Origin of the sequence: Methylobacterium sp. Leaf112, assembly GCF_001423295.1 — a bacterium.
Taxonomy (GTDB): domain Bacteria; phylum Pseudomonadota; class Alphaproteobacteria; order Rhizobiales; family Beijerinckiaceae; genus Methylobacterium.
The window spans coordinates 1-15,487 of the sequence record NZ_LMNG01000003.1 but is presented as its reverse complement, the minus strand read 5'-3'; the positions used below and the strand labels follow the sequence as shown (position 1 = coordinate 15,487).

The window sequence follows — 15,487 nt, the reverse complement described above, 5'->3', positions numbered from 1 at the left end:
GCGATGCCGGGGCATGACAAGTCCACAACACCCGTCCTGGCTTTCGTCAGGGCGGGTTTTTACGTTTCGCGTCGGCCTACAGCGCCTTGACGTAGCGCCAGGCCTCCATGCCGTCCTCGTAATAGTCTTCGATCACGGCAAAGCGCGTGTAGCCCCTGCGCTCGTAAAGCCGGATGCCGGCGCCGTTGTCTGCGCGGACTTCGAGGCGCAGGTGCGTGCAGCCATGGGCGCGTGCGTCCGCCTCCGCCGCATCGAGGACGAGACCGCCGAGCCCGAGTCCGGCGCGCGCGGGCGAGACGGCGATGGAGGAGAGCCGCGCGTTGCGGCTGCCCCGTCGGCGCTCCAGGGTCGCGGCGCCCACCAGCATCGCGGGCCCCTCCCCGTCATCGGCCAAGGCCACGAGAACCGTCATGCTGGGCGAGCGGATGGCGTGACGGATCGCCCGACGCTCCGCGCGGTCGCTGGAGAAAGCGGCATGTTCGAGGGCGACGAGCGCATCGAGATCCTCGATCCGCGCCGGGCGGATCGCGATGGCGGGCGCGGTATCGAGCAACGGCAAGGCCGCGCTCACGCGGCGATCCAGGGATAGACCCAGGTTTCCGAGAGCGTCCGTCCCCCCGCCCGCAGAAAGGCCCGCAGATCCGTTTCCTGACCCGGGGTGGAAACCGTGACGTCGATGGCCGCGCGCAGGCCACCCGTATGCGGATTGGCGACGAGGGAGGTCGCCGTCACCTTGGCGTTCGATGCGCTGGCGATCACCTCGACCCGGCTCGGATCGGCGCCGTAGTAGGCGAGATCGCCGCCGGCGAAATCGACGAGGAAGCGGCGGCTCAGCGCACCCTTGACCTCGTCCGCCTTGGCGGTGCCGCTGGCAATCGCCGCCGCCCCGAAGGTGTTGACCACGCAGGCCCCGGGATGGAGGGGGTCGCCGCCGACGCTGCGCACGCGGTACGACAAGCGCACCGCCTCGCCGGCCGCGTAGGGCTGGCGTGGGCGCCAGCAGGCGACGATGTTGTCGTTGGTCTCCGTGTCGGTGGGCAGTTCCATGAGCATCACCGCCCCCTCCCCCCAGGCCCCGTCGGGCTCGACGAAGTAACCGGGCCGGCGATGGTAGGCCGCTTCCAGATCCTGATAGCTCTCGAAGCGCCGGTCGCGCTGGAGCAGGCCGAAACCCTTCGGGTCTGTGTCGAAGAAGCTCGAAATGCGCCGCTCCTTCGGGTTGTCGAGGGGGCGCCACAGCCACTCGCCGCTGCCGGCTGCGATCTGAAGACCGTCGGAATCGTGGAGTTCGGGCCGATAATCGTCGGAATGGCGCCGGTCGTTCTCGCCGATGAAGAACATCGAGGTCAGCGGCGCCAGCCCGAGGGTGGTGAGGTCCGTGCGGGGATAGAGCGTGGTCTGCACCGCCACCGTGGTTTCGTCCCCCGGATGCACGGTGAACCGGAACGCACCGGTAAGGCCGGGGCCGTCGAGGAGCGCATCGACGACGAGGGCATCGGCGTTCGCTTCCGGCATGCTTACCCAGAACTCCCGAAACACCGGAAACTCCTCCGGTCCGCCCTCGCCTTCGACGTTCACCGCGAGCCCGCGCGCCGACAGGCCGTAGCGTTCATCGCGGCCGAGGAAGCGATAGTAGCTGGCGCCGAGGAAGACGATGAGCTCATCGAGGAGGCTCGGGCTGTTGAGGAAGGAGTGGATGCGTAGGCCGGCGAATCCAAGATCCACCGGCAAGGGCTTGTCGACCTTGGTCCGGCCCATGTCGAACAGGCTCGCCTGATAGGCGATGGGAGTGGCGACGCCGCCCCGCACGAGGTTCACCGTGACGGGTCGATCGTACAGGAAGCCGAGGTGGAACAATTGCAGCCGGAACGGGCTGCCCTCGGCGCCCAGGAACGCCTTGTCGGGTTTGAAGCGGATATCGCGCCAGGCATCGTAGTCGAGCCTGGCGATGGCAGGTGGCAGGTTCGGCGCTTTCGCGGCGTGGGGTACTTTCGACAAGTCGCGGGCCCGCCGCTCCACGTCGGCAAAACCAAAGGGCTGCGGCACGCCCGGTTGTGCCGACGCGGCACCGGAGAGCAGCCCGATGGCGGCCAGACTCGTGACGCTCAAACCGGTGATGACGGCGCGGCGGTTCGGTTCTGTCATGATCCTGCGCCCTGATACGGCCGTCGAAGGGTGAATGGACCGCTTGATGGCGCGTCAGCCCGAGCTTGGAAAGAGGCCGTGGAGGCCGACGCGGCGTTTGTGCAACATTCGCGGTCCGCGACCCTGTCGCGTCGAAAAGATCCGCGTTTTTTCTTGTCGCCGGAACGCGATGCTCGTATATCGCCCTTGCCCAATTTCGCACGTGCCTGTGGCCGCGTGTCGGTTGGTGGGCATCCGGCCAACTGCCGGACAGCCGCCAGGGGTCTTAAAGGATCGATGGTCGATAGGGTGGATTCCCTCCGGCCGGCATCCAGGTGGCGACACCGGACCCCGACAACAACCGGCAGCCGGAGGCGAAACCGGCGAACCCCGCTCTCCACGGGGGACGCAGCTTAAAGCAACGACGAACGGGCTTTTTTGGTCTCGTCGGCCCTCCAAAGGCCGGCACCGAAGAGGCTTGTTTCTCTTTGCCCGGCGTGCGGTGGGGATCTCCCTTCCAATCCAAGGCAGCTTCCGGGAGCGTTTGCGCCCGCGCTCGACAGCGTGTCTCCAAAGCACGCCGCGCGCCGCGTCGCATCGATCCCAGACGCCGGACGACTGACGTCGTCCTGACATTCGACAGCGCGCCCCACGCGAGGGCGCTTGCGAACCTGTGGGTTGGAAACAGCATGACCGATCGCATCCGCGACTTCCTTCGCGCGCGCCGTGACATGGGCCAGGACGAAGGTCCCGTGATGGTTCTCGACCTCGATGTCGTGCGCGACAACTACACCGCTTTCGCCCGCGCGCTTCCCGACACCCGGGTGTTCTACGCCGTGAAGGCGAATCCGGCGCCGGAAGTGCTGCGGCTGCTCGCCGAGATGGGCTCGTGCTTCGATACGGCTTCGGTGGTCGAAGTGGAGATGGCGCTCGCCGCTGGCGCGACCGCCGACCGGATTTCCTTCGGCAACACCATCAAGAAGGAGCGCTGCATCGGCCGTGCGCTGAAGCTCGGCGTGCGCCTGTTCGCCGTCGATTGCCAGGTCGAGGTCGAGAAGATCGCCCGGGCCGCCGAGGCCGCCGGTGTCGAGGCCGCGGACGTGCAGGTGTTCTGCCGGATCCTCTGCGACGGTGCAGGCGCGGAATGGCCCTTATCGCGAAAGTTCGGATGCGTGCCCGAGATGGCCGTGGACGTGCTGGAGCATGCCTGCCGCCAGGGCCTGCACGCCTACGGTGTGTCGTTCCACGTCGGCTCGCAGCAGGGCAACACCGAAGCCTGGGACGGCGCGCTGGCCTCCGCTTCCACGATCTTCCGCGAGTGCGCCGACCGGGGCATCACCCTGTCGATGGTCAACCTCGGCGGCGGCTTCCCCACCAAGTACCTCAAGGCGGTGCCGGGCGTGGAATCCTACGGCGACGCGATCTTCCGCGCGCTCACCAAGCACTTCGGCAACCACCTGCCCGAAACCATCATCGAGCCGGGCCGCGGCATGGTCGGCAATGCTGGGATGATCGAGGCCGAAGTCGTGCTGGTCTCGAAGAAGTCGCAAGCCGAGGACGAGATTCGCTGGGTCTACCTCGACATCGGCAAGTTCGGTGGGTTGGCCGAGACCATGGACGAGTCGATCCGCTACGCGATCCGCACGGATCACGATGGGGATCGCACGAGCCCATGCGTGCTGGCCGGACCGACCTGCGATTCGGCCGACGTGCTCTACGAGAAGGTGCCGTATCCCCTGCCCGTCTCGCTTTCCATCGGCGACAAGGTGCTGATCGAGGGCGCCGGCGCCTACACGACCACGTACGCGGCTGTGGCGTTCAACGGCTTCCCGCCCCTTCAGCAATTCGTCATCTGATTCGGACTACCAGCATCGCGGACGGTCGACCTTCGATCGTCCGCGTTCTCATCCCGAACCGAGGGCCTGTGCCCGACGCGAGGATCGTTCGTCCCCCGCCCAGATTTCGGGAAAGGGTGTGGCCTTGTTTCAGATCCGCCATGAACGTTCGGGCGATGTTCTCGCCCGTGAGCATCTCCTCGACCTGTGCTTCGGCGCTGCCCGACGCCTGAAGACCTCCGAGCGGCTGCGCGAAGGCCGGCTTCCGGCCGAGGGACTCGCGTTCACGGCCGAGTATAACGGTCATGTCTGCGGCACCGTCCGTCTCTGGCACGTCGAGGCCGGATTTCGCCGGCCGGCCCTCCTGCTCGGGCCCCTCGCGGTCGATCCCGAAATTCAGGGCCATGGCCTCGGTGCGACGTTGATGAGCCATGCGCTCACACGGGCGACGATTCTCGGCCACGGCGCCGTGCTGCTGGTCGGCGACGCGCCGTACTACGCGCGCTTCGGCTTCACGCCGGAACTCGTGGCGGGCTTATCGATGCCGGGTCCGTTCGAGCGCGAGCGCTTCCTCGGGCTCAATCTCCGCCCGGGCGGCCTCGATGGTACCCAGGGCATCGTGCGCGCGACCGGCGCATGGGGCGATGCGGACGCTCCGCCCCCGGCCTTCGGCGACGCCGGTGCGGCGTCGCGACGACGGGTAGCCTGACGTCGGGGTGGTTCGTCCTAACGATTGGGATTGGTCTGTCCGGCGAGATCGCAGCGGCGGCGGAAGGCGGCATCCCGCTGGCGGCTAAGGGCGCGCAGGAGAGCGGCGGTCAGGGTGATGATGCCGGGATCGCGGTCGATGGGCTCTTCCGCCTGGGCGGGCAGGTTTGCGGTGAGGATTGCGAGCATGGCTGGGGTCCTTGGGTTCGATGGGGCGGCGCGTCCTCCGGCTTTGTTGCAGTGCAATATCGGCTTACGTCCCGAGGCTCGCAATCCCGCCGAGTGGGATGCAAGGCTGCGGTGAGAGCATGGACGGGTTCACGCTCCCTTAGGAACCGAGCTGGACGTGGTTGACCCGCCGGACGCCAGCCGCCACTGAGCCCGTCGCGTGCGCGTCATCTGTGCCGGCTAGGTGCGTCGGCCACCCGCGCGCATCGCGACGCCCGAGCAAGTTGTTAGGAGTGCCTGCCCATGACCGAAGCCGCCACCGCCTGGCCCGTCCACGGCCGCATCACCGGACCCATCGTGATGATCGGCTTCGGCTCCATCGGACGCGGCACCCTGCCGCTGATCGAGCGCCACTTCGCGTACGACAAGAGCCGATTCACCGTCGTCGAGCCGTCCGATGCCCACAAGGCGCTCGCCGACCAGCATGGCCTGCGCTTCGAGCAGGTGGCGCTGACCAAGGAGAATTATCGCGCGATCCTGACGCCGCTCCTCACGGAGGGCGAAGGACAGGGCTTCTGCGTGAACGTCTCGGTGGACACCTCGTCCCGCGCCATCATGGAACTGTGCCGCGAGCTCGGCGCCTTCTACATCGACACCGTCGCCGAGCCCTGGCCCGGATTCTACTTCGACAAGTCGAAGAGTCAGGGTGACCGCACAAATTATGCCCTGCGCCAGGACATCCTCGATGCCCGCACCGCCAGCCCCGGCGGCACCACCGCCGTGTCGTGCTGCGGCGCCAATCCCGGCATGGTGTCGTGGTTCGTCAAGCAGGCGCTTCTGAACATCGCCAACGACATCGGCCTCAAGACCGCGGAGCCGACGGATAGGACCGGCTGGGCGAAGCTCATGCAGGAAGTCGGCGTCAAGGGAATCCACATCGCCGAGCGGGATACCCAGCGCGCCAAGAACCCGAAGCCCCGGGGTGTCTTCGTCAACACCTGGTCGGTCGAAGGCTTCGTCTCCGAGGGCAACCAGCCGGCCGAACTCGGCTGGGGCACCCACGAGACCTGGCGTCCGGACAACGCTCGCGATCAGGAGAAGGGGTCGCGCTGCGCCATCTACCTGCTCCAGCCCGGCGCCGACACCCGCGTGCGCTCGTGGACGCCGACGGCCCAGGCGCAGTTCGGCTTCCTCGTGACCCACAACGAGGCGGTGTCGATCTCGGATTACTATACGGTGCTGGAGGGTGAGCGCGCCGCCTATCGGCCGACCTGCCACTACGCCTACCATCCGGCCGACGACGCCGTGCTGTCCCTGCACGAGATGTTCGGCAAGGCCGCCGTCGTCCAGGAGAAGCACCACATCCTCGACGAGACCGAGATCGTCGACGGCATCGATGAACTCGGCGTGCTGCTCTACGGTCACGAGAAGAACGCCTACTGGTTCGGCTCGCAGCTCTCCATCGAGGAGACCCGCCGCATCGCCCCCTACCAGAACGCCACGGGCCTTCAGGTGACCTCGGCCGTCCTCGCCGGCATGGTCTGGGCCCTCGAGAACCCTGAGTCCGGCATCGTCGAGGCCGACGAGATGGACTTCCGCCGCTGCCTCGAAGTGCAGATGCCGTATCTCGGCCCAGTGGTCGGCGTCTACACGGACTGGACCCCGCTGACCGGCCGCCCGGGCCTGTTCCCGGAGAACATCGACGAGACCGACCCGTGGCAGTTCCGGAACGTGCTGGTCCAGGGCTGACGAACGCTGATCGACGCCGCCCGTGATTGCGGGCGGCGTTCGCGGTGCTTCACGGTCTGTCCGGGATCGAGGTCCGGAGCCGTGAGGGCGACCGATCGACCTCGCAACGTTTCGATCCGCCGAAGTCGTCGCTTTGTCCGAACGCGACGGATCCCCGGCAGTCGGAGATGTCGATGACCGCGTGGTCTTCCGACTTCGGCCGGGCGCGCGGTTTAGGCGACGAGCGTCACGATGCGCGACGGGGAGCGTTCCCTTTCCCACTGAAGATTGCGTAGCGCGCTAGAGCGTTTTCGGTTTAATCTGGTTCGTATCCTGATGCGGCGAAGAAGTTGGTGCACTCGTTGGGTGTGACGGTGTCGACGAGGCGTCCGATGGCCGACCATAGTCCCTCGGCGGTGCGTTCGGCCGCCTTGCGGAGCAGTGCTTTGAGCTTCGAGAACGCCATCTGAGGGGTCCCCAACCGACTCGTCGGTCGGGGTAGCCCCCGATCGGGTTGAAGTCGGGCGAGTCGGGCGGCAGGAACAACAGCCGCGCGCCTGCCGCCTCGATCGCCGCCCGCACTTCCGGGCCCTTGTGGCTGCCGAGGTTGTCCATGACGACGATGTCGCCGGGGGTAAGCTCAGGCACCAAGACCTGATCGACGTAAGCCTGGAAGGTGTCGCGGTTGATCGGCCCGTCGAGCACGAACGGTGCAGCGATCCCGGACAGGCGCAGGCCCGCCACCAGGGTCGTGGTCTTCCAATGGCCGTGCGGCACGGGTGAGCGCAGCCGTTCGCCACGGGGCGACCGTCCGCGGGTGCGAGCCATGTTGGTGGAGGTCCAGGTCTCGTCGAGGAACACGAGGCGCGCAGGGTCGAGATCGAGTTGGCCCTCGAACCACGCCTCACGCGCGGCCTTCACGTCCGGGCGTTCTTGCTCGGCGGCGTGAGCTGTCTTTTTTTTGTAGGTGAGATCGCGTGCGTCGAGGAAGCTCCACAGGGTGCCAAGCCCGACAGTCAGATCGTGCTCGTCCCGAAGCCGGGCACGCATCTCCTCCAGGGTGATGTCGACCTTCGTGTCGATCAGGCCGCGCAGGAATGCCTCGTGCGGATCGAGCTTCGAGCGGCGCGCCCGCCCTTGCGGACGAACGGCCACCGTCCCGGTCGTCGTGAGCGCGGCCATCCAACGGATCGAGGTCGCGATGCCGACTCCAAACCGCGCCGCCGCCTGCCGGCGCGAGGTAGTTGCCGCGGCTGCCACCACCCGCTCGCGCAAATCCTGGCTGTAGGCTCGTCCCATCTGTCGCTCCTCCTCCAGAGCGATCAGTGAATCAGCCCAACAGCTTCGCGTGAACCCCACCCGCCCGATTCAGCGCAGCCCGAAAACGCTCTAGGACGCAGGTGCCAGGGCCGGGGTGTCACGGTCCGCGCCCGATGAGGCCTCGGAAGTCGCGCGCGAGCAACTCGGATGGGATCGGTATTTCCTCCCAGCGAATGCCGTCGAAGCGATGAACGCCGAGCTTGTAGTCGAAGTAGAACAGCACGTCGTCCACCGCCTGCACCCTGAGTGGCGTCGGTGTTCCCCCCCGGCGCAGCCACGGCTTCAGGGGTGTGAGATGGTGGGCGTCGAAGATGTGTAGGGCGTAATCGGACGCGACAATGTACTTGTCCTTGAACCGGATGATCGACAGGAGCGTCTCGGTGTCGCCTGCAAAGCCTACGTTGCTGAAGCCACTCCGTGCATTTCCGACCAGTATGGTGCCGCGACTGCCGACCATCCAAACCTTGTCGGGCGTTTCGATGAAAATGTCCTTGATGACATACGGGCTCGATCCTGGAAGCGGAATCTCTGTCCAGGCTTCGCCGTTCCAGTGGTAGGCCCGTCCTTCCGTGGATAGGCCCTTACTCGGCGCGTTCTTCCTGGCCAGTTCGTAAGCGCGGTCCCAGTCATCCCAGCTTCGGCTCTCACGAAGCTCTTCCCGGGTTTTTTTATCGATCTTGACTTTCATCGGAAAAGACACTCCGGAAACGTATATGTCATCAATGTTGGTGCTAACGATACGGCCAAACCGCACGACCTCGAAGCCGAGCTTAGGCGTTTTGGTGAAAGGTATCTTGTCCCAACGGTGGCTGCCGGACCTGCGATAGATCTGAGCGCCATGCCCGACTGCCCATAGGTGGCCTCCGATCAACCCAAGACCCGCGAGCGCACCCGCGCCTGAAGCATCAGGACTTTGCACGCCTGCACCGAGGATCTTCTCCAGTGACGTTTGGTCTCAGACCCAGTAAACATCGCCTTCGTTGCTAAGAGCAGCAAATCGAGATCCGGGATATTCTGTGGTTCCCGGGGCTGTGACAGAATAGATTTCTCGTGCTATGTCGGTGCGCGACCATGGTTGTGGGAAAGATTCATCGTAATCGAGCAGCGCGCTGAACGGATCATCATATTCCAATTCGCATAGTGCGATGCAGAACTGTCCACGACCAGTAGCGTGGGCTGCGTTTATCATTGGTTTCCAATCGATCATTTCATTTTCCATAGACATATTTCAATAGTATCCGCGTCGGAGGACGTTCTTCGCCGCCCCGCTCGGGAGCGGTTTTTCCTGAGTCCGACCCGGCTGCTCCGAATCGAAACCTCTTTGTCCTATTTGAAAACTGAATTTCTATTTCGCCAGATCCTTACATCTTTCCGAAAAATCTTCAATATTACGAATAGATAACTTGGCTGCTGAAATGATTTCTCCAAGGGGCGCTGTTCCCGACGGCGTATAGTCCGCTCCAAGATCGTTCAGCGATTTCCGAAGATCGGCGTGAATGCCGTCCAGGCCACTTCCGTGTTGCGCCTTCCTTAAACAGATCGCCATACCCTCGTTCAGCGTCGGAGCATTCGGAATGCGATCGGCGGTCGAACTCATCCCGGCGCCTTTCGGTCGCGCGCCCAGGCGGTAGACCATATCCGGAACGATGTGATGCGAGTCGCCGTCACAGACGTTGAGAAGCTTCTTGTATTCATCGACCAGGCATTTCCGATCTCTCCTGTTGATGCGAACGGTCCCAGGAGGCGGCGGTATCGGCCTGGGACACTGCTTCTCCTCGACGATGGTGTCCCGCCGCCGACGCGCGGCACGCTCCTTGTCGAAGCAGTCCTGCACCTCGCCTTGCGGCACCCCTTGCTTCTCGAGATCGCTCGCCTTCCGAAAAAGCTGGCGCTCGAAATCGTCTTGGGGAAGCTCATCCCTCCATGCCGGCGCCAGAGACGTCGGCGACAGGGCCAGCTTGGCGGCGGTCACCCACGGACCGTACCGCAAGCCCGCGATGATGCGACCCCAATTGCCAAGGCGTTCGAGGGTCGGTCTGGCCGGCGCTGCCGGCGGGGGATTTGCCCAACCGCCTGCCGATCCGCCCGGAGGTGCTGCACTGCCCCCACTCATGATCTCAAGACACCCAGGTCAGGAATGGCGAAAACCACAGCCCAGCCAGCCTGCGATCGTCGGGCCCCACGGCGGAGCGAGCCGGACAGCGGATCATCGTCTTCAGGGGCCTGGCGCGCCCGCTGGTCCTTGACGTAGACCGCGTCGCCCACCGTGTTGCGCCGGTTCATCCAGAACCGGTCGAGGTTCCGGATCACCGGCGAGCCCTCCGCCCGAACCTGCGGCGCGTGGCCGATCGGCTCGGTGATGTCCCGATGCGTACCCGACTTCACGCCGCCGCCCGTGCCGGCTTCGTCGCCGTGCACGTGCGTCGTCCTCGGCGCAGCACCATCGCCGTCTGCGCCGTGAACCGCACCGAAGACGCGTAGCCGTCGAAATGGGCGCCGTAGTTGACGATCGGGTCGGGGGCCGGCACCAGGGCCGAGCCCCGCGGCGTCAGGCACGGGTCGAGGGACGACGAGATCGCCCTCGATCGCGAATTCGTGGCGTCAGATCATTCCACTCGCTCGAAGCCGCCCGGATACCGCTTCCGGTCGAAGTGAAGGATGTCGAACCCTTGTGACTGCGACAGGAGCGCCAGGTGGGCCCGGGCGTTCGTCATGATGAGGTTGCCCTTCTTGGGCTGGCCTCCCAGGGCGAAGATCGGTGCGAACGAGAAGATCTGGTCCTCGTTCAAGGGCCCGAACTTCCGCACGGCCTCGTCGTAGAGGTCGTAGTCGTCGTAACTGTCCTCCTCGGCCAGGAACGGCGTCACGAACTTGGTAGGGCTCGCCTCTTGATCCTTGGCCCGAGGATCGGCGCGGATCGTGATCCGGCCGCGCTGGAAATCGAACTCGATCGCGCCGAGCGAGCGGTTCCAGGCGTAGACACTGCCGAAGGCCGTGATGAGGTAGGGCACGCAATCGGCCGCGTTCAGCAGGCTCTTGCCCTCGAGGGCATCTTCGATGGACGGCCAGACCATGTCGGGGTCGCAGGTCCTGAACGTGCCTTTGAGCCAGATGGAGATGCCGACCCTCGACCACATGTAGGCCAGAACTTCGGGAACATGCGCTTTGCCCCCACCATATTCAAATGGGCGCAAGATTTCGGGGTGCTTCCGCTCGATCGCTTCATCGAACAGGGTCTTATATCTATCAGCCGTCATTGTTTTCTCACTTTCATTTTTTCAATCAATATACGCGATTACTGCAGACATCCTGCCCCTTGATCGTGGCGCAAAGCCGCACGTTCATCTTCTCTCCAGGCTTCAAGCTTTTCGCATGTCGCTCGAACTCGGCCAATCGGCTGGGCCAACCTCCGCCGATGATCGAGTTGACATGAGAGTTCCCCATGCGAAGGATCTTCGACAAGGTGCCACCAAGCACCTGATCGGGAACGTGAAGTGGCGACTGGCGCTCAAGATTCTCTTTGGCAAGTCTTTCCGCTTCCTCGACGGATTTGCCGCGATTGGTATAGTCATCAATTGCATCTTGCTGCGCATTCTTGCGAAACACCTTCTCCGATCCGTCTCGACCGAACTTTTTGTAGTGCTGACGCGCAGCCTCCCATTCTTCCCGCGTCATCTTGTTGATTGCATCTTCCTGTTCCTTGAGCTGGCGACAGACCTCTCTGGTAAATTTTTTGTTCTCTTTCGCGTCGGCGCCTAGATGGCGATCTAGTTTGTAGCACCGGATTTGCGTCTGCGTGACCCGGACGGTGCCGGATTTCCCTGCCGCCTGCGCTTTGGCCTTCGCTTCCGAGTCCGATTGTGCCTTGGTCTTGGCGTGCGCCATCCTCTCGCCGCGGAACCAGTCCTGGATTCGGTCCTTGTCGACGCCTTGCGCCTCCARTTGCCGTGCCTTGGCGAACAGGCTCGTCTCGAAATCGTCTCGAGGAACCTCGTCGAACCACGGCATCGCCGTCGGCGACGAGTCCAGGATCGCCGTCGNTTGCCGTGCCTTGGCGAACAGGCTCGTCTCGAAATCGTCTCGAGGAACCTCGTCGAACCACGGCATCGCCGTCGGCGACGAGTCCAGGATCGCCGTCGCCGCGCGGCCGATCGGTCCACCGCCCTTCAGCAGCCACCGTCCCCACTTGCCCAAGCGTTCCAGGTTGGGGCTCGCCGACGCCGTGGGTGGCGGTTTGCTCCAAGTCGGTTCGGCTGTTCCTGCCATCGTCGGGATCGGTCCGTCATCGCTCGCCCGGCAGGAGCCTGCCGCCGGCGCTGGTCCTCAGGTCACGCGGCGGAGCGAGCCGGGCAGCGGATCATCGTCTTCAGGGGCCGGTCGCGCCCGCTGGTCCTTGACGTAGACCGCCTCGCCCACCGTGTTGCGCCGGTTCATCCAGAACCGGTCGAGGTGCCGGATCACCGGCGAGCCCTCCGCCCGAACCTGCGGCGCATGGCCGATCGGCTCGGTGATGTCCCGATGCGTACCCGACTTCACGCCGCCGCCCGTGCCGGCTTCGTCGCCGTGCACGTGCGTCGTCCTCGAGCGCAGCACCATCGCCGTCTGCGCCGTGAACCGCACCGARGACGCGTAGCCGTCGAAATGGTCGCCGTAGTCCACGATCGGGTAGGGAACCGGCACCAGGGCCGAGCCCCGCGGCGTCAGGCACACGTCCGGCGACAGGCAGACGACGCGCGCCTCGTGCGTGTCGCGCATRCCCTCCAGCGGGCGGTTCGTGGTCCAGGGATCGGGACGCGGCGGCTCCCCGGCATAGTCGTCGCCGGACGAATCATCGGGATCGGGCCCGTTCATGCCGCGACCTCCTCGTCCGGTTGTTTCCTGCGCAGCCGGGCGCGCTCGGCCAGCACGATCTCSGCGCGCTCCGCTTCGGGGAGCGGAAAGCGGCAGCGCCAGGTCAGGAGAACCGCGTCGCGGCCCGYGCGCAGGTCGAACTGCACGCCATCCAGGACCAGCGGATGCTTCGTCGTGGCCCTGTCATCCCGCGCGGTGACACCCAGCATGATACCCGGCAGGCYGCCGGTCAGGTGAGGCGCGTCGGGATGCAGGTTGTCGAGGGYGAAGGCCTCGGTTCCGGCGAGCCACGGCGTGGCGACGAGCCCGGTCGGGGCGCATTGCCAGAAGCGCGGGTCGAAGTCGCGCGGCAGCAGCGGGTGGCGCTCGGCGAGCCATGCTTCGTCGTAGGTGCCCGCATAACGCTGACGCGGGCGCCACCAGGGCGGAAGGGGACCGAAGCCGGCCGGGGCGGGCAATGCGTTCCAGCGCTCGACCGGTGCATCGACAGCCTCGATCGTGGGGGCCGGGTAGGTCTCGCGATGATCACAGTGCGCGCGGTCGACGAGCCCGAGGCCGAGCGGGTTGTCGGGATGCACCTCGCCCGTCGCTCCGGGCAGCGTCCCGCCGACGGCCGAGGCCCAGGTGAGCGGGACGCGCGCGGCGGGTTCCGGGCCGCTCAGGTCCCAGCCTTCGAGGACCGGCTGCGGATCGCGCTGGAGCAGCCCGCGCCAAGTCCGGCGCGTCCGTGCCTGCCAGCGGCGCGGCCCCATGACGCGAAGGCTTGCATCGATCTGGTTGCCGATCCGGATGCGGCAGACGAAGGGTTCGCCATCCGGGTTCGGGTTCACGGCGTCCCCGAGAAGCGTCACGTCGGTGCCCGGCTTGTAGGGGACGAGATCGCCCTGACGCAGCAGCGATCCCTGTTGGGGCTCGCCGTCGTAGACGTCTTCCCACTGGAAGGGCTCCTGCCGGTCGGCCACGGCGAGCGTCCCGCCGGGTTCGAAACGAAACGTGCCCCGCACCGACACGACACAGTCGAGGTCTCCGTTCTGGTCGAACTGGCGGAAGGCGAAGGCGGAAAAGGCCGTTCGGTTGACGAGTTGCATCGGGATCCTCCGACCGCTCAGTTCAGGTCGATCGGAGCGCCCCGGATCTGGACGTGATCGTCGGCGATGAAGTTGAAGGTCTTGCCGAGGATCAGGACTGTGCCGTCCTTCTTCATTACGAACTTCGACGCACCGACCTCGATGACGAATTCGTCGCCGACAGCGATTTTGTAGTAGTTGCCGACTTGCGTCAGGAACGTCGCTCCGACATGCGTCACCTTCGAGGTGCCGACCTGCTGGACATCCGCAACACCGACGCTGCGCATGCTCATCGATCCGACGAKGGTGTTCATCATGCCCGGCAACGAGAACAGGCCGCCCGCAGCCTGGCCCAGGCCGCTGCCCGCCTGCGACAGGGCGGTGCCGGCGTCCGCCCGTGGACTCGGCCCGTTGACCACACCATCCCTGGCTTGAAGACCGCTTCCGCCGAGCATTCCCAGGACGGAGCCAGCGAGGCCCGAGGCCATCAATCCCATCGCCTCGCCTGCCACTCCGCCGAGACCCGCGACCTGCGCGGCCTGGCTCATCAGGCCGGCCGTGTGCCCGGCCATACCGGCGAGCGGCGCCATCAGAGCGGCCGCCGTGGCTCCGGTCCCGCCCACTGTCAGGTTCATCGAGCCGCCGATCTCGTGGGTCTGGTTCCGGGCCACCTCCACCGAGCGGTTCGCCCCGATCGAGGCCACCTCGTTGGCATCGACCCGCTTGGTCTTGTCGTTGAGCACCCGGGTGGTGTGGTCCTTCTGGGCATGGAAGAACATGTTCTCCCGGCCGGCATCGTCCTCCAGGCTCATCTCATTGAAGCCCTTGCCCTTATGGGTGTCGGAGCGGAACGTCATGCGGGTCTTGTTGGCCGGCAGCTTGTAGGGGACCGGATTGTTGGGGTTGGGSACGATGCCGACCACGATCGGCCGGTCGGGGTCGCCCTCCTGGTAGGCCACCAGCGCCTCCATGCCGATGCGCGGGATGATCTGCTGGCCCCAGSTGCCSCCACCCCAGCTCTGCGACACCCGCACCCAGCCGGTGTCGGTCCCGTCGGCCTTCGCCCGCCGGTCCCACGGAAAGGTCAGCTTCACSCGCCCGAACGYRTCCGTGTGGATCTCCTCGCCCGGCGGGCCGGCGATCCGGGCGATCTGCAGCCCGTCGATGCGCGGGCGCRSCGTCCCCCGGTGCGGCGTSGCCGGCAGGTGCGCGGGCATCACCGCGAACTCGTTCTCGTAATGCGGCGTGCCCGCGCCCGTCTCGTAGGTCGGGTCCTCGGCCCGGTGCAGGATCCGGCTCACCACCTGCGCCGCGTAGACGTGCTCCGGGTGCGCCACCTCGTAGGGGGTGAAGCGGTGCCCGGCCGCGAGGCCGCGCACCGACGAGCGGCCCTCGATGCGGTCGAAGTCGGTCTCGGTCGCCTGCACCCGCAGGCGGGTCGCCGCCTCGCCGGCCTCCGGCGACAGGAACCGGCCGGGATACTCGTAGAGCTCGTAGGCCGCGTTGCCCGGCACGCTGACCAGGGAGGGGGTCGCCGTCTGCAGGCGGGTGTTGGGGGTGGTGAACTCCCAGTCGCCCCCCGCCCGCTTGCCGGGGGTGAAGCGCATCTGCCGGCGCCAGTCGTGGATGTGCTCGGCATCGGCCGAGCCGAAGGCGAGACGCACCCGCTCGGGGTCGCCGTCGCGG

14 protein-coding genes and 2 pseudogenes are annotated in these 15,487 nt (G+C 65.9%); 3 read left to right on the top strand and 13 right to left on the bottom strand.

The genetic code is table 11. From position 1 onward, the window contains the following. Positions 1-76: 76 nt before the first annotated feature. Entirely contained in the window at positions 77-571 is a 495-nt protein-coding gene (locus ASF52_RS03015) for a GNAT family N-acetyltransferase (protein WP_200937377.1), read from the bottom strand. Further along, a complete protein-coding gene (locus tag ASF52_RS03010) occupies positions 568-2,145 on the bottom strand; it encodes a glucan biosynthesis protein (protein WP_056167387.1) in 1,578 nt (525 codons plus the stop codon). The genes ASF52_RS03015 and ASF52_RS03010 overlap by 4 nt, the downstream gene beginning before the upstream one ends. A gap of 668 nt (positions 2,146-2,813) precedes the next feature. Between ASF52_RS03010 and ASF52_RS03005 the strand changes: the two genes are divergently transcribed. Together ASF52_RS03005 and ASF52_RS03000 are read left to right on the top strand one after the other, a co-directional pair. Next, a complete protein-coding gene (locus ASF52_RS03005) occupies positions 2,814-3,980 on the top strand; it encodes a type III PLP-dependent enzyme (RefSeq protein ID WP_056167385.1) in 1,167 nt (388 codons plus the stop codon). A gap of 124 nt (positions 3,981-4,104) precedes the next feature. Continuing rightward, positions 4,105-4,668 carry a GNAT family N-acetyltransferase gene (locus tag ASF52_RS03000; RefSeq protein WP_056167730.1) on the top strand — a complete coding sequence of 188 codons (564 nt, stop codon included), beginning with the start codon at positions 4,105-4,107 and terminating at the stop codon, positions 4,666-4,668. A gap of 17 nt (positions 4,669-4,685) precedes the next feature. On the opposite strand, the gene ASF52_RS22900 is transcribed toward ASF52_RS03000, so the two are convergent. Beyond that, complete coding sequence (locus tag ASF52_RS22900; protein WP_200918694.1) at positions 4,686-4,856, bottom strand: hypothetical protein; 171 nt, start codon at positions 4,854-4,856, stop codon at positions 4,686-4,688. Positions 4,857-5,138: 282 nt separating this feature from the next. Here ASF52_RS22900 and ASF52_RS02995 point away from each other — a divergent pair, with 282 nt between their 5' ends. Then, positions 5,139-6,584: a homospermidine synthase gene (locus ASF52_RS02995; protein ID WP_056167382.1), complete on the top strand. Its 1,446-nt coding sequence runs from the start codon at positions 5,139-5,141 to the stop codon at positions 6,582-6,584. Between the two features lie 295 nt (positions 6,585-6,879). Here ASF52_RS02995 and ASF52_RS21835 read toward each other — a convergent pair. The 10 genes and pseudogenes from ASF52_RS21835 to ASF52_RS02955 form a co-directional block, all read right to left on the bottom strand. Beyond that, positions 6,880-7,862, bottom strand: a pseudogene (locus tag ASF52_RS21835) (IS630 family transposase). Between the two features lie 118 nt (positions 7,863-7,980). Next, the gene (locus ASF52_RS02985; RefSeq protein ID WP_244473676.1) at positions 7,981-8,571 is read right to left on the bottom strand and encodes a hypothetical protein; all 591 of its coding nucleotides are present in this window, start codon (positions 8,569-8,571) and stop codon (positions 7,981-7,983) included. A 657-nt stretch (positions 8,572-9,228) separates the two neighbouring features. Beyond that, complete coding sequence (locus ASF52_RS22385) at positions 9,229-9,855, bottom strand: hypothetical protein (RefSeq protein WP_156629949.1); 627 nt, start codon at positions 9,853-9,855, stop codon at positions 9,229-9,231. A 137-nt stretch (positions 9,856-9,992) separates the two neighbouring features. Then, complete coding sequence (locus ASF52_RS22835) at positions 9,993-10,301, bottom strand: PAAR-like domain-containing protein (RefSeq protein ID WP_056167379.1); 309 nt, start codon at positions 10,299-10,301, stop codon at positions 9,993-9,995. Positions 10,302-10,489: 188 nt separating this feature from the next. Continuing rightward, a complete protein-coding gene (locus tag ASF52_RS02975) occupies positions 10,490-11,140 on the bottom strand; it encodes a T6SS immunity protein Tdi1 domain-containing protein (protein WP_082515166.1) in 651 nt (216 codons plus the stop codon). Positions 11,141-11,165: 25 nt separating this feature from the next. After that, on the bottom strand, positions 11,166-11,768 hold the full coding sequence (locus ASF52_RS23685; protein WP_443136646.1) for a polymorphic toxin type 15 domain-containing protein: 603 nt from the start codon (positions 11,766-11,768) through the stop codon (positions 11,166-11,168). A gap of 156 nt (positions 11,769-11,924) precedes the next feature. Then, positions 11,925-12,149: pseudogene (locus ASF52_RS23045) on the bottom strand (hypothetical protein); the annotation flags it as partial. A gap of 57 nt (positions 12,150-12,206) precedes the next feature. Beyond that, entirely contained in the window at positions 12,207-12,734 is a 528-nt protein-coding gene (locus tag ASF52_RS02965; RefSeq protein ID WP_056167369.1) for a DUF4150 domain-containing protein, read from the bottom strand. Then, positions 12,731-13,822, bottom strand: a complete 1,092-nt coding sequence (locus ASF52_RS02960; protein WP_056167365.1) for a DUF2169 family type VI secretion system accessory protein — start codon at positions 13,820-13,822, stop codon at positions 12,731-12,733. The genes ASF52_RS02965 and ASF52_RS02960 overlap by 4 nt, the downstream gene beginning before the upstream one ends. 17 nt (positions 13,823-13,839) lie before the next feature. Continuing rightward, positions 13,840-15,487 (bottom strand): type VI secretion system Vgr family protein (locus ASF52_RS02955; protein WP_056167362.1); only part of this gene is annotated, 1,648 nt, incomplete at its 5' end.

Coding starts and splice junctions, on each gene's coding strand:
- ASF52_RS03010 (WP_056167387.1), bottom strand. CDS start 2,145: ATGACAGAACCGAACCGCCGCGCCGTCATCACCGGTTTGAGCGTCACG.
- ASF52_RS03005 (WP_056167385.1), top strand. CDS start 2,814: ATGACCGATCGCATCCGCGACTTCCTTCGCGCGCGCCGTGACATGGGC.
- ASF52_RS22900 (WP_200918694.1), bottom strand. CDS start 4,856: ATGCTCGCAATCCTCACCGCAAACCTGCCCGCCCAGGCGGAAGAGCCC.
- ASF52_RS02995 (WP_056167382.1), top strand. CDS start 5,139: ATGACCGAAGCCGCCACCGCCTGGCCCGTCCACGGCCGCATCACCGGA.
- ASF52_RS02985 (WP_244473676.1), bottom strand. CDS start 8,571: ATGAAAGTCAAGATCGATAAAAAAACCCGGGAAGAGCTTCGTGAGAGC.
- ASF52_RS02975 (WP_082515166.1), bottom strand. CDS start 11,140: ATGACGGCTGATAGATATAAGACCCTGTTCGATGAAGCGATCGAGCGG.
- ASF52_RS23685 (WP_443136646.1), bottom strand. CDS start 11,768: ATGGCGCACGCCAAGACCAAGGCACAATCGGACTCGGAAGCGAAGGCC.